This window comes from Rahnella woolbedingensis, from assembly GCF_003602095.1.
GTDB lineage: Bacteria > Pseudomonadota > Gammaproteobacteria > Enterobacterales > Enterobacteriaceae > Rahnella > Rahnella woolbedingensis.
Window position 1 is genome coordinate 11861 of the sequence record NZ_RAHH01000041.1, and the last position, 25639, is coordinate 37499.

14 protein-coding genes and 1 pseudogene are annotated in these 25639 nt (G+C 55.0%); 11 read left to right on the plus strand and 4 right to left on the minus strand.

What is annotated here, in order from left to right; all coding sequences use genetic code 11:
* Positions 1-36: 36 nt before the first annotated feature.
* Entirely contained in the window at positions 37-1095 is a 1059-nt protein-coding gene (locus tag D6C13_RS23280) for an NAD(P)-dependent alcohol dehydrogenase (RefSeq protein ID WP_120135041.1), read from the plus strand.
* A gap of 55 nt (positions 1096-1150) precedes the next feature.
* Here the strand turns inward: D6C13_RS23280 and D6C13_RS23285 are convergent, their stop codons facing one another.
* Entirely contained in the window at positions 1151-2077 is a 927-nt protein-coding gene (locus D6C13_RS23285; RefSeq protein WP_120135042.1) for a DMT family transporter, read from the minus strand.
* On the minus strand, positions 2074-2661 hold the full coding sequence (locus D6C13_RS23290) for a TetR/AcrR family transcriptional regulator (RefSeq protein WP_120135043.1): 588 nt from the start codon (positions 2659-2661) through the stop codon (positions 2074-2076). Before D6C13_RS23290 ends, D6C13_RS23285 begins: the two co-directional genes overlap by 4 nt.
* 200 nt (positions 2662-2861) lie before the next feature.
* On the opposite strand from D6C13_RS23290, the gene D6C13_RS23295 reads away from it, so the two are divergent.
* Entirely contained in the window at positions 2862-3290 is a 429-nt protein-coding gene (locus D6C13_RS23295) for a CopD family protein (protein ID WP_120135044.1), read from the plus strand.
* Positions 3291-3489: 199 nt separating this feature from the next.
* Entirely contained in the window at positions 3490-5553 is a 2064-nt protein-coding gene (locus D6C13_RS23300; protein WP_120135045.1) for an FUSC family protein, read from the plus strand.
* 48 nt (positions 5554-5601) lie between these two features.
* Here the strand turns inward: D6C13_RS23300 and D6C13_RS23305 are convergent, their stop codons facing one another.
* Entirely contained in the window at positions 5602-7389 is a 1788-nt protein-coding gene (locus D6C13_RS23305; RefSeq protein WP_120135046.1) for a cation:proton antiporter, read from the minus strand.
* Between the two features lie 263 nt (positions 7390-7652).
* Here D6C13_RS23305 and D6C13_RS23310 point away from each other — a divergent pair, with 263 nt between their 5' ends.
* Positions 7653-17285 carry an autotransporter-associated beta strand repeat-containing protein gene (locus tag D6C13_RS23310; RefSeq protein ID WP_120135047.1) on the plus strand — a complete coding sequence of 3211 codons (9633 nt, stop codon included), beginning with the start codon at positions 7653-7655 and terminating at the stop codon, positions 17283-17285.
* Between the two features lie 147 nt (positions 17286-17432).
* On the opposite strand, the gene yahO is transcribed toward D6C13_RS23310, so the two are convergent.
* Entirely contained in the window at positions 17433-17711 is a 279-nt protein-coding gene (yahO, locus tag D6C13_RS23315) for a DUF1471 family periplasmic protein YahO (RefSeq protein WP_120135057.1), read from the minus strand.
* Between the two features lie 213 nt (positions 17712-17924).
* Between yahO and D6C13_RS23320 the strand changes: the two genes are divergently transcribed.
* The 7 genes and pseudogenes from D6C13_RS23320 to D6C13_RS25980 all read left to right on the plus strand — a co-directional run.
* Positions 17925-18494, plus strand: a complete 570-nt coding sequence (locus D6C13_RS23320; RefSeq protein WP_120135048.1) for a DedA family protein — start codon at positions 17925-17927, stop codon at positions 18492-18494.
* A gap of 246 nt (positions 18495-18740) precedes the next feature.
* Positions 18741-20369 (plus strand): iron uptake transporter permease EfeU, encoded by a 1629-nt coding sequence (efeU, locus tag D6C13_RS23325; RefSeq protein ID WP_120135049.1) that lies wholly within the window; start codon positions 18741-18743, stop codon positions 20367-20369.
* Between the two features lie 7 nt (positions 20370-20376).
* Positions 20377-21600 carry an iron uptake system protein EfeO gene (efeO, locus tag D6C13_RS23330; RefSeq protein ID WP_120135050.1) on the plus strand — a complete coding sequence of 408 codons (1224 nt, stop codon included), beginning with the start codon at positions 20377-20379 and terminating at the stop codon, positions 21598-21600.
* 3 nt (positions 21601-21603) lie between these two features.
* Positions 21604-22878 (plus strand): iron uptake transporter deferrochelatase/peroxidase subunit, encoded by a 1275-nt coding sequence (gene efeB, locus D6C13_RS23335; protein WP_120135051.1) that lies wholly within the window; start codon positions 21604-21606, stop codon positions 22876-22878.
* 529 nt (positions 22879-23407) lie between these two features.
* The gene (locus tag D6C13_RS23345) at positions 23408-23875 is read left to right on the plus strand and encodes a helix-turn-helix domain-containing protein (protein ID WP_120135053.1); all 468 of its coding nucleotides are present in this window, start codon (positions 23408-23410) and stop codon (positions 23873-23875) included.
* A gap of 295 nt (positions 23876-24170) precedes the next feature.
* Positions 24171-24563, plus strand: coding sequence for a VOC family protein (locus D6C13_RS23350; RefSeq protein WP_120135054.1), 393 nt, complete (start codon positions 24171-24173; stop codon positions 24561-24563).
* 301 nt (positions 24564-24864) lie between these two features.
* Positions 24865-25562 (plus strand): annotated as a pseudogene (locus tag D6C13_RS25980) (IS3 family transposase); the annotation flags it as partial.
* Positions 25563-25639 lie beyond the last annotated feature (77 nt).

Consider the following 25639-nt stretch of genomic DNA (forward strand, 5'->3'; position numbering starts at 1 on the left):
TAGTAAATGGGTCATTAACGACTCAGGAGCTGACTGATGAAAACTGTTGGATTTGCGGCCTACGATCCTAAAAAACCGCTTGCCCCGTACGCCTTTGAGCGTCGCGGCCTGCGTGATAACGATGTGGCAATGGAAATTCTGTACTGCGGTGTCTGCCATTCAGATTTGCATACGGCGAGAAATGACTGGGGCTGGAGCTATTATCCGATTGTTCCCGGCCATGAGATTGTCGGACGCGTGACCCGGATTGGGAGTCAGGTCAGCCGTTACAAGATTGGCGATCATGTCGCGGTCGGTTGCATGGTGGACAGCTGTCAGGAATGCGATCAGTGTAAAAAAGGCGAAGAACAGCTGTGTCGTGAAGGGAATACCGGGACGTATGCCGGGTATGACCGTTTCACCAAAGAACCGACGCAGGGCGGATATTCCAAGCATTTAGTGGTGCGCGAAGAGTTCTGTCTGCGTATGCCGGAAGGGTTAGATCTTTCCAAAGCGGCGCCATTGCTGTGTGCCGGGATCACCACCTGGTCGCCGCTGAAAACCTGGAACGTCAAACCGGGCAGCCGTGTGGGCGTGATTGGTCTGGGCGGTCTGGGCCATATGGCAGTGAAACTGGCGGTCGGACTGGGTGCGGATGTCACCGTGGTCAGCCGTTCGAATGCCAAAGAAGCAGATGCCCTGGCGCTGGGCGCGAACCGTTTGCTGGTCAGCGCGGACAGCGATGCGATGGCACAGTCACACGATCATTTCGATTTAATCATCGATACCGTGCCGGTAAAACATGACATCACGCCGTACCTGCCGTTGCTGGATGTGGATGGCACACTGGTGCTGGTCGGGCAGGTCGGGCCGATGGATGAATTCAACACCGTTCCGTTGCTGCTGGGCCGTCGCCGCGTGGCCGGTTCGCCCATCGGCGGGATCCGCGAAACCCAGGAAATGCTCGATTTCTGCGCCGAGAAAAACATTCTGCCGGACTGTGAAATGATCCGTATGGATGAGATTAACGAAGCGTTCGAGCGCATGGAAAAAGCTGATGTGCGTTATCGTTTCGTAATCGATATGGCGTCTCTGGAAGCACCTGCGGCGGTGTGACTGAATGATTAACCACGCACAAATAACAATGGCTCCTTAATAAGGAGCCATTTTTTTACGCAGAAACCGGCAACGGGCCGCGTCTTTTCAGGGGGACGGTGATGAAAATCAGGCACAGCACCACCAGCCCGATACCTGTCCAGCCCAGTGCGGGCAGCCGTTCCCCGACAATCAGCACCGCTAGCACCGCCGCGACGGCCGGTTCCAGCAGGGTGATGGTGGTCGCCATACTGGCCGGGATCCGCGCCAGTGCGTAACCGAAACAGACATAGCCGACGAACATCGGGATCAGCGCCATATATGCGCCGACCGCCGCGTTATTCCACGACGCCAGCAGCGGTGCGCCGGTGGCGAACAGCACCGGCATCAGAAATACGCCGCCGAGCCCGAAAGTGGCGCCCATCGCGGCGCGTGAGCCGATGCCGCGCTGCATCAAATGACGCGCTGCCCAGGAATAGAGGGCGTAAGTCAGACCGGCAATCAGCCCCAGCCCGATGCCCGCAATCACGCCGGAACTCTGATCGCGTGTTGCATGACCCGCGCTTTCCGCCACGCACAGTAAAACCATGCCCGCTACGCCGATGGCCGCACCGGTCATCCAGCGTCGCGACAGACGTTGCCCGTCGAGCGAAAACTCAATCAGTGCCGATAGCAGCGGGGCGGAACCGATGGAAATCACCGTGCCTACCGTGACACCGGCCAGATGCATGGAGGCGTAAAACGCCAGCGGATAGATGCCTACCGCCAGCGCGCCGGTCAGCAACATGCGCCAGTTCTGAAGAAATCTGTGGCGGCTGGCAATAATGCTTTTCGCGGAAATCAGCGCCTGCAATAATCCGCCCAGACCCATTGCCACCGCGCCGATGGCCAGCGGGCTGACGTCGGGTGCAAAGGTTGCAGCGGTGCCGGTCGAACCCCATAAAACGGAAGCGAACAGGACGGCGAGGATCCCCAACAGGCGTTCCCTGCGGGCGACTATCATGATGCCTCCATCATTTCAGCGGCCATGTCCATCGCCTGACGGACGCACCTGCCGTTACCTTCAAGTCCGGCACGCGTAATCGCGCCTTCCAGCAGAAACGAGAAATGACGCGCCATCAGCTGTGCTTTGGCAACATCCGCAGGAAAAAGCTCACCAAGATGCGCGGTCACGATCGCTTCCACCTGTTCTTTATGCCCGCGAACCGCAACCCTTCCGGGTGCACCGGCGGGCAGTTCAGCGGCGGCGTTAAGCAGGCCGCAGCCACGAAATCCGCGTTCGTAAGAAAACTCCGCGTGGTCGTCGTAGGCCTGAAAAACGGCCAGGACTTTCTCTTTGGGCGTGACCGCGTTTTCCAGTCTGCGGGCATAGAGTTGCAGCCATTCGTCGTGGCGGATTTCGATATACGTCGCCACCAGTTCTGCCTTGGATTCGAAGTTGTTGTAGAGACTTTTTTTCGCCACACCGGCTCTTTTGATAATGGCGTCGATACCGGTGGCGGCGATGCCGTCGTTATAAAACAGCACCCGTGCCGCGCCCAGAAGGCGATCGCGGGCGCTTTGTGGTGAAAAGTCTGAGGTGGACATAAGCCTTCTCGTCGCAATGGATTTGCAGTAGGTATACCAGTCTACTTACTAATTGTAAAGTCATGGAGTGACGAGAGAAAGTGACGATTTTGCCCGTGCCTTTATTGTGGGAAAGGGACATAATCCGGCAAAAGCCGAGTAGAGACAGCAGGTTGGACTCATCCGGCGGGCAGCATTGTCGTTAACTTTAGGAGAGTAATATGATTCATGAATGGCTGAACGCCCTACACCTTATCGCGGGCGTGTTGTGGATTGGCGGTCTGCTGTCGCTGGCGCTGGTCAGCGTAGTGTTTCGCAATGCAGGTGCGGGCGCAAACGACGGCCTGCGGACGCTGGCCGTCACCGTGCAAAAATGGAACCGCTGTATCACCAGTCCGGCGATGCTCCTGCTGTGGGTGGCGGGTATCTGGATGATTGTCAGTCACGGCCAGTTCCCGCACGCGTGGTTGCTGATCAAAATGGTGGTGGTGCTGGTGCTTTCCGCACTACACGGTCTGCTTTCCGGCAACTTACGTCGTCTGGCCAGCGGTCAGCCCGCCAAGGATTTTGCTCTGGTGCGCAAAGCCGGAAGCATGATTGTCATTGGCGTCATCATCATCGGCATTATGGCCATCATCCGGCCTTTTTAAGCCTCTGATTTTTAAACAGAGCACAGCCAGATTTAAGGCAAACCCATCCACGTGAAAGCGTGGATTTTTTATGTAGGCAGGTACAGGTTTTCTATAGTGATTAATAGTCAGGTATGTTTTGTTACAATCTTGAATCTGGTGCAAGAATTTGCAGCGTATAAAATGGTGTTTTGAAAAACGCTGAGCTGTTGATTTAACGATGAAATGGTTAACAAAAAATGCGCTCTTGTTCTCAGTCAAAACCTGTATTGCGGCATTTATAGCCTTATATATAGCCCTCGAACTCAATCTCGATAAACCGGCCTGGTCGATGGTGTCGGTGTACGTCATTTCACAGCTCTATTCAGCTTCTACGTTGTCTAAAGCCACGTACCGTTTTCTCGGCACCGTGCTGGGCGGCGTTTTTATCTTTCTGGTCTATCCGTTTACGGTTACCGATCCGGTGCTGTTCAGCCTCAGCGTGTCGCTGTGGGTGGCGTTTTGTCTGTATCTTTCACTGCATGACCGCACGCCGAAAAGCTACGTTTTTATGCTGGCGGGCTACAGCGCGGCGATCATGGGATTTGCCGACGTCGATACCCCGATGTCGATCACCTACACGGTGATTTCGCGCGTGGAAGAAATTACCGTCGCGATTATCTGCAGCACGCTGATCCACATGCTGGTGTTCCCGGTGCGGATGCGCAATTTGCTCGAGAACAGCGTCAATAACTGGTATGAAAGTGCCAAAAAGCTGTGCAATGAATTGCTGACCGTAACCGCCAAAGACCCGCAGCCGGAGCGTGAGCATATTCTGGTGCAGATGGCGAATTACCCGCTCAACGTCGAAACGCTGATCACCCACTGCGTGTTTGAAGGGGATTCGGCGCGCAGGCTCATTCGTCTGGTGATGGCGCAATATCAGCACCTGTCATATTTGATCCCCACGCTGACGGCCATCGAAAAGCGTCTGAACCTGCTGGCTGAACAGCAAATCCCGTTTCCTGATTTTGTCTCTGAAACTTTCAGTCAGTTCCTGTTGTGGCTCAACAGCGCTGAACTCAGCGGCAATGCGCAAGGCATTCAGACGGAAATCCGCGCCTCGCAGGCCCGCATCAAAAATCTTTATGAAAGCGGCGAAATGACGCCGGAAGAAGGCCTGCTGTTCACCGGCCTGCTCGAGCGTTTGCAAAACTTTGTCCACATCACCGAATCATATTATGGTGTGACCGAGCGGGTGACGCAGTTCACTAAAGAGAAAAAGCGCAGCAAAATTGAACTGGGTCTCAGAAAGCATATTGATGAAGGGATGATACTGCTTTCGGCGTTTTGCGCGTTTACCGCGACTATGATCGGTTGCCTGTTCTGGATAGGCACCGGCTGGCGCGACGGTGCGTCTGCTCCGATGATGGCGGCGGTTATCTGCTCGTTCTTCGCTTCGCTCGACAGTCCGATTGCCTCGATGAAAGTGTTTCTGAAAGGGGTGCTGATCGCCATTGTGATCAGCGTGATTTATGCGGTCATCTTTCTCCCGATGGCGATCACCTTTGAGTCGCTGATTATCTGTCTGGCACCCGGCCTGCTGGCGCTGGGGCTGGTGATTGCTAATCCATCGACCAATTTTATCGGCCTGATAATCGCCACGCAGATCCCCGGTTTTATCGGCATGGGACACGATTTTAAACCCGATGTGCTGGTGATTGTGAACGCGGCGCTTTCGACAATTGTCGGGATTATGATTGCGCTGCTGACCACCGCGCTTATCCGCAACAAGCGGCCTTCGTGGACTGCCAAACGTGCGCTGCGCAAAGGCATCAAAGAGCTTTTGCAGTTCACCAGTGAAATCAAAATTAATGCGTCTTCGCTGCGCGGGCGGCAGCAATATGTCGCCAGTATGCTGGATAAAGTGAACATCATTTTGCCGCGTAACAAAGCGGATCCGTCACCTAAGGTGGCACTGGGCGGTAATCTGATCACCGAAATCTGGCTGGGCGTGAATTGCTATGATTTCTATGCCCGACATCAGGACGTACTGAAAAATCATCACGTTGAAACCGAAGTGCTGATGTATGAGATTAATAATTACATCAAAAAGCGGCTGAAAAATATCTACATCGGGCCGCCGGATTCGTTGCTCAATGCGCTGAATCAGGCGCTGGTGCGGCTTGAGGTGTTATGCCGCGCGGACATCGAACTGTACACGCCGCTGTTCCACCTGTTTAACATCCGCATGGCGCTGTACCCGACCGCGCGCTGGCCGGAGCTGGCGTTACCCCAAACGTAAAATGCCCGCGCCGCAGTTCATTAACCTGGATCAGCGGTGCGGGCTTTTTTATGCTTCGTTCTGCACCAGCGCAATCAGAGTGCAGGGTACCGGCGGGGTATTGCCGTCTTTGAGCACCACCAGTGTGTCGTTTTCGCGCACGGCAAACAGGGGCAGCACGCCGCTGTTTTTCTCCAGATAATCTATCCAGCCAAAACTCTCGTTGAGGTGTGTGGCTTTTATCACCGCACCTTTGGCCAGCAAAGAGCTGAGTTTCGAATAGGTCGCATCGCTGCTGAACAGCACTTCGTGACGCTGAAAACGGCTGTTTTCCTGCGAGCGTGCGCCTTTGAGTGCCGGACCGGATCGCACCGCAAACACCTTTTCGCGCCCGAAAATATGACCAAAATGATACACCGCCAGCGCGTTCTGATGGCGGTTCGGCGACAGCGCCAGCACCTGCGATACGCCGCTCAGATCGAGAAAGTTCTCTGCATGTTCCGACCACGCATTGCCGTAATAAGCCGGAATGCCGTCCATCCGCGCCTGCCGGTAATATTCCCAGCTGCTGTCAGTCAGCCGCACTGGAATATCCTGCTTCATCAGTACTTTTGCCAGCACCCGCGCTACGCTGTTCGCCCCGATAATCAGCACGCCGCGCGGCGTTTTTTGCTGTACCCGCAGCATGCGGGCAATTCCCCGGCTGGTCAGGCTTTGCAGCACTACGGTGCCGATAATAATGGCAAAGACCACCGTCACCAGTTTATCGGCCTGCGGATAATTCATGCGCTGTAAGGTCAGGGCGAACAGCGAACTGACCGCCGCCGCCACAATGCCACGGGGAGAAATCCAGCACAGCAGCAGGCGGTCGCGCCAGTGCAAAGAGGAACACCAGGTCGAGACGGCGATACACAGCGGTCGGGCGATAAACTGCACCACCAGCAACAAGCCAATCAGCGGCCAGCCCATATCAATTAGCGCGCCGATATCCAGACGCGCGGCCAAAATAATAAACAGAGCAGAGATAAGAATCGCTGAAAGTTCTTCTTTAAAGGCCAAGATCTCAGTGGTATCGACATCGCGCATGTTCGCCAGCCAGATGCCCATCACGGTGACGGTTAACATGCCGGATTCGTCGGCCAGTGCGTTCGACAAGCCGAATGCAGTCAGCATCACCGCCAGCACGCCGAGGTTTTGCAGATACGCGGGGATCCACACGCGACGCAGCGCCACGCCGAGAATGTAACCAAACAGGGAGCCCACAACCAGCCCGCAGGCCACCGTTTCCCCGAGCGTCCAGAAAAGATGTGTCAGCGATTCAGCGTGTTCGCGCAGGGTAATAAATTCAAATACCAGCAGGGTAAAAATCGCACCCACCGGGTCGATCACAATCCCTTCCCAGCGCAATACCTGGTTAATCGCCGCATTCGGGCGCACCACACGCATCAGCGGCGAAATCACTGTCGGCCCGGTCACGACCGTCACCGCACCGACCAGCGCCGCCAGTTCAGGTTCAAACCCCAGCAGCCACCAGCAGGCGAGGCTTATCACCACAAAAGTGACCAACATGCCGATGGTAACCAGATTGCGCACCACTCCGCCCAGGCCACGGACCTCATCAACTCTGAGCGTCAGCGCGCCTTCAAACAAAATAATGGCGACCGAAATCGACACCAGCGGAAATAACAGATCGCCAAACAGCGCGTCGGGCTGGATGACGTGAGTGACCGGACCCAGAACAACGCCGAGCAACAGTAAAGGCAAAATGGCGGGAATTTTTAATAACCACGCCAGCCACTGAGCCAGCAAAGATCCCAGTCCTATGATGACCAGCATCAGCGGGGCGGATAGCAGCATAATTTTTCCCTTTATTTATCCTAAAAAAATGTCGTCTTAGCACACTGCCAGTCACTTCACTATTTCGTCTGTGAAATGTTGCTTTTTTGTAAGTGTAGCTTACCTTTATGTTAGGGAATGGTAAGTCAAATTTCAGAATTTATTAAATTAAGTTTGAAGTAAGAAAATATTACTTCATGTGTTTTTACTCATCCTTGCTTCACTCATTTTGCTTGCGCTGACCCACAGGTCGCTTTATTCATTTCTCTTGATGGAATTGACTCATGAACAAGATTTATCGTCTGGTGTGGAGTGAAATCAGGTCTGCGTGGGTTGCCGCGCCTGAAACAACTAAAGGGCATCGCAAAGGATCCGGACGCACAAAACTGGCGGCTTCTCTGGCATTGGCCTTAACCGCGGGTCCGGCTTTTGCAGATGACGTGAACTGGGCAGATGTCTATCCGACGTATAATTTCCCGGTGCTGGCGAATTACGATGTACTGCGGGAAACCGGTTTTGCTTTTACCATTGACGGCGATACGGGCACTGCAACACATTACGCCGACGGCACGACGCTCAATATTTTGGGGCCGATCCCGACGATAACCGCAGGTACGAATGGCACAGCCACACCACTGCTGGTGCGCAACGGGCTGGCTGACAGCACCGGGACAGGCGCGGATCCGGGGCGGATCACCATGATTCAGGCCACGGACTCCAATAACGTCGTCACCCCCATTACCTCTGCCAATATTGATACCTTCAGCTATTCAACCAACGAAGCTACCCCGCAGCAAAATCAGGAACTGAACGTAGTGGTGCCGGGGTTGGATGGCAGTTACGCCGTCATTAAAGTCTATGACTCTTCGACGTTTTCTGCGCCGGGCACCTCGCTGGTCGGCGATCTGCCGCTGAATGTGTATGACGCGAACTCATTTCATATCTACAACAACTTCGGCATCGCCAGCGTGGCGGCTGTGGGCGGCACCGCCAATATTAATGTCGGTGCTGATACTAACGGCACCACACCGATTTCGGCGGCTGCGAACACTATCGATCTGCTGGCGAAAAATTCGACGCTGGCGAAAGCGGATGGCAGTGGTACAGCTGCGAGCGCTGTTAACTGGCAATCCGATAACTACGTGCATTTTGCGCCAGCGGCAGTGATCTCCGGGGATCTGCAAAAAGAAACGGCGGTCAGTTCGCAGTATAACGATTCAATCACCTTGCCTAACTACGTGCTGGTCGGCGGGCAGGTTGTGCAGGCCGGTTCCCGAACCTTCACCATCAATTCGGCGGCGGATATCGCCACGGTGAACAATTTCCTGCTGGGAACCAGCCGCGAAAACAGCCAGGTTCAGCTGTGGCTGACCGGCGGGGTGACATTACCGCCGGAAAATGGCGGGGCAGTGATAGATTCTCCGGTCATCGCGCAAAATACCTATAACGCGATTATTCAGAGCCTGCTCAGTGCTGAACAACAGAACCGCGTTGATCTGACCTATCACGTCTGGGACGACATGCTGGCCCATAACAACAATGCCACGCTGGGCACCGGCAGCCTGAACGTGATTTATGCCACAGGCGCTAACGCCACCGGCACCGTGACCAGTACCGGCAGCCTGGCGGTGGACGGCGCAACGGCAGTCATGCGCGGTGACAACGGCGCGGTGCTTACCAACGATGGCAATATCAACATCTGGCGCAGCAGCGGCTCAAGCCCGGCAGGTGTGGGCATGATGGCGACCGATGCAACGGCCACCAACAACGGCACGATTAATGCCGGGTTGTTCCTCGAAAAAGACGGCACCAACCAGAATGTCAGCAACCAGGGCACGATTGCCATGCAGGGGCTGGGTGCCAGTCAGCTGTTTAACTTAGGCTTTATCAACGTCGCGCTGACCGACGGCACTACTGATGGCGCGACCGGCATTCAGGCGCAGGGCACCACTGCGGCGACCAACAGTGGCACCGTCGCTGTCACCGGCAATACTCACAATACTGACGGACGCGCCAGCGGCTACGGCGCGGATATTTCCGGCGCAGCCACGTTCACCAACACCGCAGGCGGCAATATTTATGTCGGGACTACCCCGATTACGGCGACTACGCCTGCGGCTCCGACCAGTATGATCGGCGGTGCGGTACAGTCCGCCGCTATTCGCACCAGCAGCACCGGCGCGGTGACCAACAACGGAACCATCACCCTGGGCGCGCAAACGCGAAATGCGGTGGGGATACTGGTTAATGGCGGCACCGGTGCGGTACTTAACACTGGCACTATTAACGTGCTCGGGGTGCTCGGTGTAAACGGTGCGGCAGCGCAGAACTACGGGCTCTCAGCTATCGACACCAGCAACGTCACCAATACCGGCGCCATCCGCGTGTTCGGTGATAACAACGTGGCGATCAATTTGCTGGCGAGAACTGCCGCCGCGTCGGTGAATTCCACCATCGATGGGGCGATTACTGTCGGTGCCGCCGGGGATAGCGGCGGCAGCGATAATAACCCGTTTACCTACCGTAACTATGCCGTGTATGCCGAAGGGCTGAACGGTTTTCAGGCCACTGCGGACGTCGATTCTTCGATAAATCTGCTGTCCGCCGGGGCGATAGGCGCCCATGCGCGCGGTTCGGCGACCATTAACGTGGGGGCTAATGCGGTACTTAATTTTGGCAACACCAACCAAATTGGCTATTACGCCTACGGTGAAGCCGCCAAAATCAATCTGGGCAGCGCCATCATCGATGACAATGGCCAGGCGGGATCGATCCTGTTTGCTATCGACCATGGCGCGCAGTTTGACGGCAGTTCGGGTGGCGCAGGGCCGTATGTACTGACAGTGACCGGTACCGGTTCAACCGGCGTATTTGCCAACGGTCTGGATACCGGCGCAGACGGCCAGCCGGGCGGCGGAGATGATTCACTGACCACGCTCGATACCGGTTCGGCGACTATTCATGTCGGCGGCGAAGATGCAGTCGGGGTGAAAATCACCGGCGGCGCGACCGGCACCATCAATAACGGCGGCATTTTGCTGGAACATAACGACGCCACTGCCGTGGTGGTGGATGGTCGCAACTATGCCATTGACGGCACCAAAGGTGCCGGTGCGGATGCGCTGGCGACCAACGTGCTTTCAAAAGCGGATATCGGTACGACCGCCAGCCAGAGCGGCATCATAGGTTATGACGTTTCCTGGAAAGGTAAAGTTGACATTGAAAGCGACGGCATCAGTCTGGCGGGTAACAACAACATTGGTATCTACCTGCACGACGGCGGTATTGCCAATAACAACGCGCCGATTAATGTTAATGGCACCAACAACATCGGCGTGTACATTCAGGATCAGGGTACGCTGACCAACCTGCGTGATATTACCGTCACCGGCGCTGCCGGCAGCAATAATGTTGGCGTGAAAGTTCAGGGCGCAGGTGCGCAGGTCACGCAGCTCGGTAATGTGACAGCCAATGGCGGGCTGGCGGCGGTGCAACTGGTCAATGACGGCGCGTCTCTGGCGATCAGCGGCACCAATAACCACATCACTGCCAGCAATGGCGCAGACGGGATCCTGATGGATTTGGGGTCTGCCTCACTGACGGCCAGCAATACGCAAATTGATATCAGCGGTAGTGGCGCGGGGATCAACAACAAAGCCGATACGTCGAATATTAACCTGACAGACGTGACGATTAATGCGGCTGATGGCCCGGCAATTCGCACCGCCGTTACCTTTGACGCTGAAGGTACCGGCAACCAGCTTAATGTCTCTGGCAACGGCGCGGGCTTTGCCTTTGAAAAAGAAGACGGCACTAACACCACCGGTAATCTGACCATCGGCACCGGTTACACCATCGATGTGACCGGCGCGAACGGCAACGGGATCCTGGCCAAAACCGACGGCAGCGTCACCTCCGGTGCCAATATCACCATGGGTGCCACAGGCGGGGCGGCAATATCGGCGGTGGATTCCAGCGCGGTCACCAATAATGGCAACATTCAGACCAGCAGCAACACCAACACCAGTATTCTTGCCACCAATGCTGGCGCGTTCACCAATAACGGCACCATCAATGCCACCGGTGGCATCAATCCGCTGGCCTTAATTCGTATTAACGGCACGGCGGCAAACCGCACCATTATCAACAACGGCAGCATTACCGATGCCAGCCAGAATTCGGTGGTTATTGATGCCAGCGGGACGGCTAACAATACCGTTACTAACCAGGGCACGCTCAGTGCTGCCAGTAACACTGCGACGGCGTTACTGACGGGGAGCGGAAGTGACAATGTCACACTTTCCGGCACGCAGGCCACCACCGGACTGATTAATCTGGGTTCCGGCACGGATACCTTCACCTGGGACAGCGGAACGCTCGATGGCGCGGTGGATTTCACCGGCGCAGACGGCAATGACCGCGCCAACATTGGCGATGTTGATCTCACCTCTACGCGCCACATTCTCAGCGAAGGCGGCAGCAACAGCACACTGACTTTCACCAATACGCACGCGTTAACGGATCCCGCGCTGATCGGGTCGCTGACTGCGGATGATGTCGCCACCGCCACTAACATCGGTACCGGCTGGAGCACGCTGGCAGTGACCGGCACCTCTGCTGACGTACGTGTGGTGGATAATCTGCAACTTTCCGGCACGCCACTGATTCAGGTTACCGGCGGAGGGACTCTGCGCAGCGGTGACAATGTCACAGATCCGCAGTTTGCCAGCATTCGCAACTATAACGTCAGTACCGACGGTGCAGACAGCCTTCTGGTGTTTGACGGCCTTTCTGCCACACAAACCTATTCCGGCATTATCAGCGGCACCGGCGGGCTGGAACGTGCAGGTGGTGGAACCACCATTCTGACCGGTGAAAATACCTATACCGGCAATACACTGATCGACAATGGCGGCACGCTGCAACTCGGCGATGGCGGCGCGCCGGGTGCCTTGTCCGCGCAGACCAATATCACCGATAACGGCGTGCTGAACATCAATCAGTCCGATACGGTTAATCTGGGCGGCGCTATCAGCGGAACCGGTGCGTTCTACCAGACCGGCAGCGGCACCACGCGGTTAAGCGGTGCCAATACCTATCAGGGCGTGACGCTGGTCAACGGCGGCACCTTGCTGGTGAACGGTGATCAGCGCGACGCATCCGGTGATACCACTGTCGCCAGCGGCGCAACGCTTGGCGGGACTGGCACAATCGGCGGTAACGTCACCTTTGGCGCCAATACCACGCTGACGCCGGGCGACGGCGGCGCGGGCACGCTGAACATTAACGGCAATCTGGTGCTTTCTCCGACCACCAACAGTAAATATGAGCTCGGTGCGGTCACGGTCGCAGGCGGTCCGCTGAATGATTTCGTTAACGTTGGACAAAATCTGACGCTTGATGGTCAGCTGAACGTAACGCTTTCAGCGGGCGGTATCTTTGCGCCGGGTCTGTATCGTCTCTACAGCTATGGCGGCACGCTGACCAATAACGTGCTGGATGTGGTGACATTACCGACCAACAACCAGAGTACCTATGGCGTTCAAACGTCTATCCCCGGCCAGGTCAACCTGGTGCTGAGTGCGCCGACACCGGCGAGCACACTGCAATTCTGGGACGGCGATTTGATCGGTAGCAATCACGGCGACGGCACTTCGGGCAACAATGAGGTTGATGGCGGCACAGGCGTCTGGGAGTCACGGGAGCTTGACGACACCAATAACTGGACGACAGCCACCGGCTTTGGTAACGACCCGTGGAGTCAGGCGTCGTTTGCTATCTTCCAGGGCGCATCGGGTACCGTCACCATCAGTAATGCGTTCAACCCGGTAGTCACCGCCGGGATGCAATTCGACAGCGACGGATACGTGCTTAAAGGCGATCCGCTGTCCATTGTACGAACGGCCGATCTTTTACCTTCGCAGAATTATCTGGCAGAGGGTGAAACTGCTGCAGATGCGTATTTTGTGATACGCGTGGGGGCCGGGGACGACGGCGCTGACATAACGACGACAATCGACGCCAACCTGATCCCGGCTTCCGGTTCGACCGACCGGCTTAAATTGCTGAAATTCGATCCGGGACGCCTGATCCTGACCGGCGTTAACGGCTACACCGGCGGCACCGAAATTTATGGCGGCGTGCTGAACGTTTCTTCGGATCAAAATCTCGGGTTAGCCGGTACCTCGGTGCTGATTAACAACAACTCGGTGCTACAGGCGGGCGCTGATTTCACCACCGACCGGCCAATTTTCCTGAGCGAAATGGGTGGCGGCCAGTTTGACCTGTATGGTCATACCTTCACTCCGGCCGGGGTGATTGGCGGTCTGGGGCCACTGACTGTGTTTGATTCTGCGTCAGCGGGTAACAGCACGCTGGTACTTAACCGCGTGAATACCTATCAAGGCTCGACCACCGTGACCGGCAATAATGGCGCCAGCGTGGTGGCAGTTGATGCCAATACCACCGGCGTATTTGGGACACCGAACAGCGCCATTACGGTGAATCAGCAAGGTACGGTGAATTTCAACAATGACGCGAGTGCCGAAAACCACACCTTTACGCTCGACAGCGGTATTCTGACCTTCAACGATACCGCTTCGGCGGCAAACAGCGTGACCACCGCCACCAACGGCGCATTCGTGCAGTTAGGTGATAATGCCAGTGGCGGCAACGGGCAGTTTACGCTGGCTTCCGGCACGCAGATGGATCTCACCGGTCAGGCGGATGGCGGCAGCTCAACCATTAACAACAGTGGGATCGTGGGCTTTGCCGGACAGGCATCGGCTGCGGGCAGCACCATCGCCAACAACGCGGGCGGCGTGGTGAATATTGCTGACGCCACTGGCAGTACCTCAGTCGGTTCGCTTTCCGGAGCGGGGAATGTGGTGCTGGGCGCAGCGCAGCTTATCGAAGGTGCGCTCAATCTCAATGACGCCATCAGCGGCATTATCAGCGGCGTAAACGGCAGTCTGGCCAAAACCGGCACCGGTACGCTGACGCTTTCCGGCGACAATACCTATACCGGCGCGACCGATGTGCAGCAGGGCGTGTTGCTGGTCAACGGCAATCAGCAGGCGGCGACCGGTGCGGTCAGCGTGGCGTCTGGCTCGACTCTTGGCGGTAATGGCACGCTGGGCGGTAACGTCACAGTTGCGGATAACGGTCATCTGGCGGCGGGTGCAGATCTCAACAGCGTAGGCGTGCTGACCACCGGCGGTCTGACGCTGAATGAAAATTCACAAGTCGATTTCCAGTTCGGTCAGTCGTTTACCGCAGGCGGCAGTCTGAATGACCTGATTAACGTCAACGGTGATCTGAATCTGAACGGCAAACTGAATATTACCCAAACGCCGGGCGGTACGTTTGATGTAGGTATTTATCGCGTATTCAATTACACCGGCGCACTGACCGACAATACGCTGGATATCGGGAACGCCCCGGCAGCGGCAGACGATATGTACGTCCAGACCTCAATCGCTAATCAGGTCAATCTGGTGAACCGCACCGGCGTGATCCTGCGGTTCTGGGATGGCGCTGAAATGGCTAATAAAAATGACAGCCAGATCAACGGCGGCGACGGAATCTGGCAAAACAGTTCCGGCAACGACAACTGGACAACAGACGTCACTACCCCTGATGGTCGTTTTAACGCACCGTTCAGCGATAATTCCTTTGCTATTTTCGGCGGCGAAAAGGGCAATGTGACGGTGGATAACAGCCTGGGTGCAGTGATGATAAGCGGCGCGCAGTTTGCCACCGACGGTTATGTGATTAATAACGGCGTGATCACCACCAACACGGCGGATACACAGATCCGCGTGGGGGACGGCACAATTGAAGGCGCGAATTACGTGGCGACCATCAATTCGCAAATCGCAGGCAGCGGCGGTATCAATAAAACCGATGCCGGTACGCTGGTGCTAAATGGTGCGAATACCTACAGCGGCGGCACGGTGATTTCCGCCGGTACGTTGCAGGTTTCTGCAGACAATAACTTCGGGCAATCCGGCACGGGGCTGGCCTTCAACGGCGGTACGCTGCGTTACGGCAGTGCTTTTGATACCAGCCGTGCAGTCACCCTGCAAACCGGCGGCGGTACGGTGGATACCCACGGCAATAACGTGTCGCTCAACGGTCTGCTGAACGGCAATGGCGCGCTGACCAAAACCGGCGACGGCACCCTGACGCTGACCGCTGATAACACCTACACCGGCGACACCACAATCAGTAAAGGGAACTTACAGCTGGGTAACGGCGGTGAAACGGGCAGCATCATCGGCAATATCGCCGATAACGCTGTGTTGCAGATCAACCGTTCCAATCTGCTGACTCTGCCGGGGAATATCTCCGGTACCGGGCAGGTGTGGCAGCAAGGCAGCGGCACCACGGTACTGGCGGGCAGCAATACCTACTCTGGTATCACGCTGGTGCAAAGCGGCACCTTGCTGGCGAATGGCACCAATACGCTTAGCGCCAACTCTACCCATATCGTCAGCGCGGGGGCGTTGCTCGATACCGGAGGTAACAGCCAGACTGTGGGCTCTGTGGTTAACCAGGGCACCATTAATCTGCGCGGCGGCGATGTCGGTTCAACGCTGACGGTGAACGGGGATTATGTCGGTATGAACGGCGTGATGAAAATCGCCGCTCAGCAGCACAGTCCTGGTGTGGCTGACCGTCTGGTGATCAACGGCGGCACAGCAACCGGCGTCACCCGTCTGGATATCGATGTCAGTCAGCTCGGCGAGCAGACCACCGGCGACGGTATTACCGTAGTTGAGGCGCAAAATGGCGCAACGACTACGGCTCAGACCACCAAAGATGCTTTCACGTTGGGAGCTGATCATCTCGATGCGGGTGCATTCCAGTACCGTCTGTTTGCTGCTAACGCTCAGGGCGCGGGAGAAGACTGGTTCCTGCGGGCGAGCTATCGTCCGGAAGTGCCGGTGTTCGACGGTCTGGCGAGCATGGCCCGTCAGGCAGACCTTGCGGTGCTTGGCACCTTGCATCAGCGCGTAGGTGATGAAAAACCGTATGACGCCGCCACGCCGGAAGATCAGGAAGGGCGTTTCTGGGCGCGTTACATTGCTCAGTCCACCCATCAGAGCCTGAACGATGCGACGTCCACTCAGTCGGATTCGCGGATGAACGGGATGCAGGCCGGTGTTGATCTCTATCAGGATCAAAGCTGGCGCGCAGGGGTTTACACCACGGTACTGGATATCGACACCAACTATCAGGGCGCAAATTCCGGCGGCTATGGCCCGGCGGGTTATACCTCCGACACCGCGTTCTATCTCGGTGGTTACGCGACCTGGACGGCGGACAACGGTTTCTACGTCGATAACGTCTTGCAGTACGGTAATCACAGTATCGATCTCACCATGCCAGGCAGCCACGACTCCCTCAGCCCGGACGGCAATACTTATATTGCTTCCGTCGAAGTGGGTAAACCGTTCCAGTTCGGTGACAGCAGCTGGGCGCTGGAACCTCAGGCGCAACTTATCTGGCAGCACAGTGATTTCGACAGCGTGATTATTCCGGGTGATGCGAAAACTCGTGCCTCGGTCAGCGCGGATGATGCGGTGATTGGCCGTCTCGGGGTGCGTCTGACCACGCAATATGACACCGAACACGGCACCGTGAAGCCTTACGTGCGGGTTAACTTGTGGCAGGAACTGTCAGATGGCAGCGACACCACCACCTACGTGAATACCAGTAACAACGCCGGTGAAACCTCGCTGACGTCCGATCAGCGTTACAGCAGCACCGAAGTGGCGCTGGGTGCGACCTGGGCGGCAACCAGTGAAGTGCAGGCGTATACCGAAGTGGGTAAAAGCTACCAGAACGGCGGCTCGAAAAGTCAGATTTCTAATGACGTGAGCGGCACGGTGGGTATCAAAATCCGCTTCTGATATCCGAACCAAAAGGGCAGGGACGCCCGGTTTTACCGCATTGGTTTGATAACTGAACCGCAGGATTGCCGGAAAGCAGCCATAAAAAAAACCCGTGAATTCACGGGTTTTTCTTTTTTTATTCAGCGCGGGCGCTAAACGTCAGACTCATTTTTTCTTATAAACGTCAGCAGTACCGTGGATTTTGTTATTGGTGTTGCCTGATGTTAATACGAAGACGTCGCCGCCTTTCTTGTCAGCCTGCTTGGACAAGTCTTCAATCGCGCCAGACTGAGAGGTTTTATTCGAGGTGCTGATTGTGCCGATTTTGGTGTACTGAGCTTCAACTTTTTTGAACTCGGTTTTTTTCATCATTTCAGCAGAGAACGCGCTGGAAGAGATCAGACCTGCAAGAGCTACTGCCAGTACTACGCTAATTTTTTTCATATATGCCTCAAATATCAGAATGCCCATAAAGGGAAGAAACTGCGCTTGCCTTAAGCGAATTTATAATTACCCTGTTAGCGATAAACCCTGTCGTGAAACAACGATTTATCACTCACGATAAGTAATAGCCAATAAAGTTAATAATTTCAAGGCTGAAACAAAAATTTGAGCGCCAGGTTCGCTTTTTAGCTGTTTATCCTGCCTGAGGAACATATGTTTTCACTCGAATCACTGGATGCACTCATCAGAGCGCACGGATTACTGATCATGACGCCGCTGGCCATACTGGAAGGGCCGGTGGTGACGGTCATTGCCGGTTATTTTGCGCGTCTTGAGTATTTCAGCCTGACGGCGATTTTTGCCGTGGTTATCGGCGGGGAAGTCTTTGGAGATCTGCTTTTTTACTCGCTGGGACGCTGGGTTATCAGAGCAGACGGACAACCGCCGGGCTGGCTGGCGCGCCTCGGGCTGACGCAGGAACGGCTGGAAAAAGTGGTGCGGAGTTTTGACCGCAAAGGCGGGCGCATGCTGGTGCTGGGTAAACTGACCCATTCCGCAGGCGCGCTGGTGCTGACCGCCGCCGGTATGGCGCGAATGCCGCTGGTGCCTTTTCTGTTCTATAACATTGTGGCGGCTATTCCCAAAACTCTGTTTCTGCTGGGAGCGGGCTGGATGTTCGGCGATATCATCGCACAGGTGAACGACTGGCTTGCCTACGCCTCCCTCGGTTTGTTTATCCTTCTGGCCGTGCTGGGTGTTATCTGGCTTAAGTCTAAGCAATGATCACCGTAAGAGGTATTGCCCGCCGCTGTGAGCCCTTGCATATTGAAAAGGGGGCTGACCGTAAGGAGAGGGACGGAATTGCACGCTTTTTCATCTGGTTACAAAAAACACACTTTTTAGTACAAAATCTCATTTCTCACGCAATCTGTTGCAAATCCTCATACTCAAATTCTTTCCAGTCAGTGACTCAACTGATATCAATTATCATTAATAATTTGATAATGCTTCTTGTTGCTGGAGTCACTTTTGTTAGCCACCTTTATTATTGGTCTGCGTGAGGGCCTGGAAGCCGCGCTGATCGTCGGCATTATTGCGGCCTTTTTACGTAACAACAGCAAAAGTCTTTTTGCGATGTGGGTGGGTGTCGTGCTGGCGCTGGTGCTCTCAGTAATTGTCGGCATTGCGCTGGAAATGACAGAGTGTGCCTTGCCGCAGGCCAGTCAGGAAGGGATGGAATCGGTCATCGGCGCGGTGGCGGTGTTCTTTGTGACCGGCATGATTATGTGGATGAACACCCACGCTCACAACATGAAAAAGGAGCTGGAAACCGACGCCGCCGAGGCAATCAGCCAGTCCAGTGCCTGGGCACTGGCCAGCATGGCGTTTCTGGCGGTGCTGAAAGAGGGCTTTGAAACCAGCGTGTTCCTGCTGGCGACCTTTTCGGTGGCGCAGTCCGCGATGTGGGCCGCGGTCGGGGCGGTCATCGGCCTTATCGTGGCGGTGATTATCGGTTGCGGCATCTATTTTGGCGGCATCCGCATCAATTTATCGCGCTTCTTCCGCTTTACCGGTCTGTTCCTGATCCTGGTGGCGGGCGGACTTATCATCACTTCACTGCAAACCGCACATGAGGCGGGCTGGCTGAATATCGGTCAGCAGCGTATCGCCGATCTTTCATGGCTGGTTCCGCCGGGTACCATCCGCTCGGCGCTGATCACCGGCGTGCTGGGCATCCCGCCTGATCCGAATCAGATCCAGACCGTGGCGTGGCTGCTGTATATCGGTATTGTTTCGGTGATGGTTTACTGGCCTGCGCACCGCCGTCCGGCACCGGTAAAAGCGGCGCGTCTGTCACTGGCTTTCGCCGGTGTGATGGCGCTTGCCGCACTGGCACTGTTTCTGTTTTATCCCCCGTTTACCCTGCAATTGCCGGGCAACGCGCCGCTGGTCAGCAGCGCGGAGCAAACGCCTGCCGGTCAGGTTCAGCTTCTCGTGACCGCCGGGAACGGCTATCGGCTCAGTGTGCAATCCGCCGCTGGCAAGATAACGCAGATAACGCTTCCGGCCGATGCCGCTATCCCCGGCGAACGGGCGGGTCTGCCAACACGCGAATGGAATATCAAAAAATCTGTGACACCCGCCCAGGCACCGGACGTGGTGACGCTGGATCAGGTGGTGGCGCTTTACGGTAACCGTATCCCCATTGGCCTGAATCCGGCCATGCATCCGGGGCCGTATCAGGCGCAGTGGACGGTGCATTGCAGCGTTCAGGCTTCTGCCGCCGGTGACGCTTTACTCGACGCCAGCGGGCACGCCGAAGAAGTCATCACGCTTTCCGGCAGCGGCCTGCAATCATCGCGCACGGTGACAGTCCGCACGCCGACTGATGAGGTTTCTGCCTGCAACTGGCAGGTGAGCAGTGCCTGGCAGCAGCGCGTGTCAGACGCCCTGCAACAGCATGAGATTTATCAGGACAACTATCGTTTCTGGGCTTATATGCTGCCTGCTTTGCTGGCGGCACTGGCCCTGATTTTTGCTGTATCTGCACTGCGGGTTTTACTGAAATTCCGTAACGAACGGTCATCTGTCATCAGGGAATATGACCTGTCTTTCGGTTCCCAATCACACACCCATTTGCCAAAAAATAAAGGATAAGAAATTCATGCGTACGAAGAATTTTAAGAAAAAAGAATCGCTGATGACCGCTGCGGGCCTGACCGCATTGCTGATATTTTCGCTGGATGCACCCGCCAGTGCCGCTCAGGCACCGGTAAAAGAGGGCGTATCGCAGGTGAATATCACCATGACCGGTGACAAGGGCGGCAGTTGTGTGGTGGCGAGCAATTCGGCAAAAGCCGGTCCGGTAACGTTTAACGTGGTCAATAAAACCGCGACGGCAATTACCGAACTGGAGCTGCTGAGCAACAACCGTATTCTTGGCGAAAAAGAGAATCTGGCTCCGGGGCTTCCGGCGGTTAAATTCACCCTGACGCTGGATGGCGGCAAATATCAGATTTACTGCCCGGGCGCAGAACATGAGATGACTGACTTTACCGTGACCGGTAAAAGTGCCGCACAACCGGCGGGCAGCACAGCCACTATTCTGGCGCAGGGCACCAAAGATTACGCCACCTACGTCAATGGTGTGGTCGATGCGATGGTCGTCGCGGTTAACCGTCTGAAAGCAGATATCGATGCCGGTGACCTGGCGACGGCCAAAGCGGATTACGCCAAAGCGCGTCCGTTCTACGAGCGTATCGAATCTGACGTTGACGGTTTTGTACTGCCGGGCTTCAAGGCGACCGATAATTCCGGCAACCTTGATTACCTGATCGACATGCGTGCTTCAAATCTGGATCCGAAAGCGGGCTGGCACGGCTTCCACGCCATCGAGCGTGACCTGTTCGGTCAGGGCAAAATCACGCCTGAAACCAAACAGCTGGCGGCTGAATTGCAGAGAAATGTCGCGCAGCTCGATACGCTGACCAAAGCCCTGACCTACAAACCGGAAGATTTAGCCAACGGTGCCGCAGATCTGCTGGAAGAAGTCCAGAACACCAAAATCAACGGCGAAGAAGAAGCCTTCAGTCACTTTGATCTGGTCGATTTTGCCGGTAACGTCGAAGGCGCCCAGCAGGCGTTTGCTTTCCTGCAACCGGGCCTGGAAAAAATCGATCCGGCGCTCACCAGGCAGGTGGCCGCGCAATTCGCTGCTGTCCATACGTTGTTGGAAACCTACCGTGATGCCAGCGTCCCTGGCGGATACAAATATTACACCGCTGAACTCAAAGCTTCTGATGCCGCGAAGCTGAGCCGTTCTATTCAGGCGTTGCAGGAACCTCTGTCTAAAATCGGTGAGAAAGTAGCGGCAAATAAAGGAGCCTGATGAATGAGTGAACAACGCGAACCGGCCAGGGAGGCCGGTAAGTTCTCCCGCCGTGATTTACTCAAGGGGGCTGTAGCCGGTGCCAGCGGACTGGCGATCCCAACAGTCGCCCACGCGCACGGTCAGGCGGTGGCAGCACACGACCCTGATGACAGAATCGATCTGTCGCGCCAGTATCCGTTCTACGGTAACGGCGGGCAGGTGGGTGTCACCACGCCGCCACAGCGGCATATCATGTACATGACCTTTGATCTGACCACTGCCAGCCGTCAGGATTTGCAGGTCTTGTTGGCACGCTGGTCATCGGCGATTGCGCAGTTAATGAAAGGCGGCATTATCGGTCAGGTGGAACCGGCGCGTGACAGCGGCGTGGGCATGGATACCGGCGAGGCGATGGATCTCGGTCCGGCGTCACTGACCGTTACCGTCGGACTGGGTCCGCGCGTCTTCACCGACACCTTCGGGCTGGCAAAACAAAAACCGCAGCTGATGCGCGAGCTGATGCAATTGCCGAGTGACGATATGCAGCCGGAACTGACCGGCGGCGATCTCTCGTTGCAGGCCTGTGCCGACGATCCACAAGTGGCTTATCACGCCATCCGCGATTTAGCGCGTATCGCCAAAAGCACCGGCGCGGCGGCGACCCGCTGGACGGTGATGGGCTTTGGCCGCGCGTCAGCCGGTAAAGGGCAATCCACGCCGCGTAACCTGTTCGGCTTTAAAGACGGCACCCGCAACATCACCGAGAAAGCAGATTTCGACAAATATGTCTGGATCAAAGATGGTGGTCCGGCCTGGCAACAGCAGGGCAGTTATCAGGTGGTGCGGAAAATCAAAATTCACATTGAAAGCTGGGATACTGACCGGGTCAGCGACCAGAATAACGTTTTCGGACGCCATAAGGTTTCCGGTGCGCCACTGACCGGCACCAGAGAGTTTGATACTCCGGAATTCACCAAAAAAGACGCCGATGGCAATCTGGTGATCCCGGCGACCGCGCATATCAGTCTGGCGGCACACGAGAACAACGCGGGGATTAAAATCCTGCGCCGTTCTTATAATTACACCGACGGCCTGAACAATATGGCGCAGCTCGACGCCGGACTGCTGTTTATCAGCTACCAGAAAGATCCGGCGCAGTTTGAAGCCTTGCAGACGAAACTCGGCGCATCCGACGCGCTGAACGAATACATCTCGCACATCGGTTCCGGAATGTTCTTCGTGCCACCAGCTCCAAAAGAAGGTTCGTATATCGGGGCGGAGATGTTTGAGGTTTAAAGCTCATACTCACCATAGAAAAACAAAGACCCCGTGACAGCGGGGTTGAATTCAAATTATGTCTATCCCCCTTTGTGCCGCAGTACAGCTAATCCCCACCACGAATAATGAACGGAGTTTTCGGTGAATTTTCCGCTTCAGACAGATAAATTGGCAAACATTGATGAGTGCCCATGAGACAGACTCAGGCCATGGTTCGAATTGCCTGATCGCCACAAATGCCTGCTCAGTTCCAGAAACGGACATCACGCGCAGGCATACTGCAACTGAACCGAAGTTGATCCAGTTGAATGCGAGTGCGGCATTTTTTTTGAGAAACATAAAGCCTCATCCCGGCCTGTTTATGGTCCGAAATTCTCAATGCTTACGTATCCATTTTTCTTATATAAAGTTCCCATTTGGGCGCAGAGTTGAAGCCTGCCACTTGCGTTTCATGTCAGTGTCATGTTGCTGTCAGGTTCTGATCGTGGTGCGGTGGGCAGGCTCCGGTAACATTGTCCACTGACAACCCATTACACGGAGATAGACAATGAGTGACACGAATAAATACAGAGCTTTTCGCCTTGAACGAGCCTGGTCGCAAGAACAGCTTTCCGAATTGTCAGGTCTGAGTACACGTACTGTGCAGCGGATAGAGAACGGCGAGCGGCCAAGTCTGGAAACATTGAGCGCCTTAGCAGCGGTGTTCGAGGTGAGCGTTTCGGAGCTTTCTGCTCAGGAAAATGCCGGGGAAAACGCGCTGGATGAGCGAATTACCGAAACGAGAAACAGGGTTGCCGAAGAGGGCCGGTTTTACCGCTCCATCATTACGGCGCTCGTCGTCTGTATACTGCTTTTCATGCTCAACCACTTCACCTCTCCTGCTAGCGATTGGTCGCTATGGGTAGCGGTTATCTGGTTTGCGTTGATTGCGGTACGGGGCGTGAGGATATTTTTGTTGAGAGGTCTCATTGGCAAATGGCAGAAAAAGAGGCTGCAATATCTGCTGCGAAAATAATACAGGGCGAGGGGTCAGGATTAAAACGCTTAATTCTGACCAGCAGACAATGTGAAACACCACTTCAGAATAGATATCTTGGAATACCGGTATGTTGGTTATTAACTCAAGCTGCGCCGGGAGATCCTCGGTGGAAGCTATTGTGCAGGAGCGGACGTTGCTAAGTCCGCAACGCATTAATTAGAGGGGAGCAGGTCAGTTATGGAAAATGTCGTGTTGCCATATGTTTTTTTAGGTTGTTTATCAAAGATGATTTAGCGAGTATTTACGACAACAAAAATCAGGAGGTTGTACTGTGCGGATAACTGAAATTGATCACATTCATGTATATGTCAAAGACATTGAACAAGCAGAACACTGTTATAACGAAATCCTTGGTTTCTCTCGGGATAACTCGCTCTACTTCTGGTTTGAACAGGGAGGGCCGTTGGTTATAAAGAACAATGGAGCATCACTTTCCCTTTTCCGCAGAAAAAATCAGCACCCTGGTCATACAATGGCATTCAGTGTAGGGGCAACAGCATTCATTGAGCTGATACCGACCCTCAAGGACAGAAGAATCGCTTTCACCGTCGGTGACCATGCTGTATCTATGTCCATATACTTTAGTGATCTCAGTGATAATAAGATTGAAATTACGACTTACGAATACCTTAACGCAAAGCAGATACTCGACAGTGCCGCATAGCGGCACCAGCTTACCAGATCCCCGTCGATTAATTCCCCACAGTGCTAATGATGTCTTACAAACTTCCGATCTTCGCTCACAGCGGACCTTCAGTGTCACGTGTTTGTCTGCTGTGTGCCAGGAGCGGACCTTAATAGTTGAGCATTCAGTAAAACGACCATTCTAGCGAGGATATGATTTATCGAGTGTCATGTTTTAGAATCAATCGATTATCTTCAGCTGATGGGATGAAGTGGAATACTAAATCTGGCCACCTGAATAGAGGTGATATCATCGCCTCATAGTCAAAACAGGTGACATTATGACCGGACGTAACAGACGCAATTTTAGCCCCGAGTTTCGCCTCGAAGCTGCCCAGCTTATACTCGATCAGCACTACAGCGTTGCCGCCGCTGCAACAGCAATGAATGTCGGTAAATCCACGATGGATAAATGGGTTCGCCAGCTTAAAGAAGAACGCGCAGGGAAATCCCCAAAGGCCTCTCCGATGACGCCTGAGCAACTTCGCATTCGTGAATTAGAAAAACGACTACAACGTGTTGAAATGGAAAACGATATATTAAAAAAGGCTACCGCGCTCTTGATGTCAGACTCCCTGAACAATTCTCGTTAGTTGAGAAACTCAGGACGCGGTTTCCTGTTGCCTTTATTTGCAATGTGTTCGGGATCCATCGCAGTAGCTATCGGTACTGGCTAAGCCGACCGCAGAAACCTGATGCAAAACACATCGTTATACTTAGCCTGGTTCGTGAAGTTCATCATGCCAGTAATGGCTCTGCGGGGGCCCGGAGCATTGCCGATATGGTCAGCGCAAAAGGTGTTCCGTTGAGTCGCTGGCGGGCCAGTAAGATAATGAAAGAGCTGAATATTATTAGTTGCCAGCAACCGGAGCATCGCTACAAAAAAGCCACAAAAGAGCATGTGGATATCCCTAATCATCTGGATCGCCAGTTTGCAGTAACGGAACCTAATCAGACCTGGTGCGGCGACGTGACCTACAGTGTGCCCGGAGTTCAGGGCGAGCATGGACGCTCAAATGAACCACGAGTCTGTCTGGAATATTGAACCGGTAACTC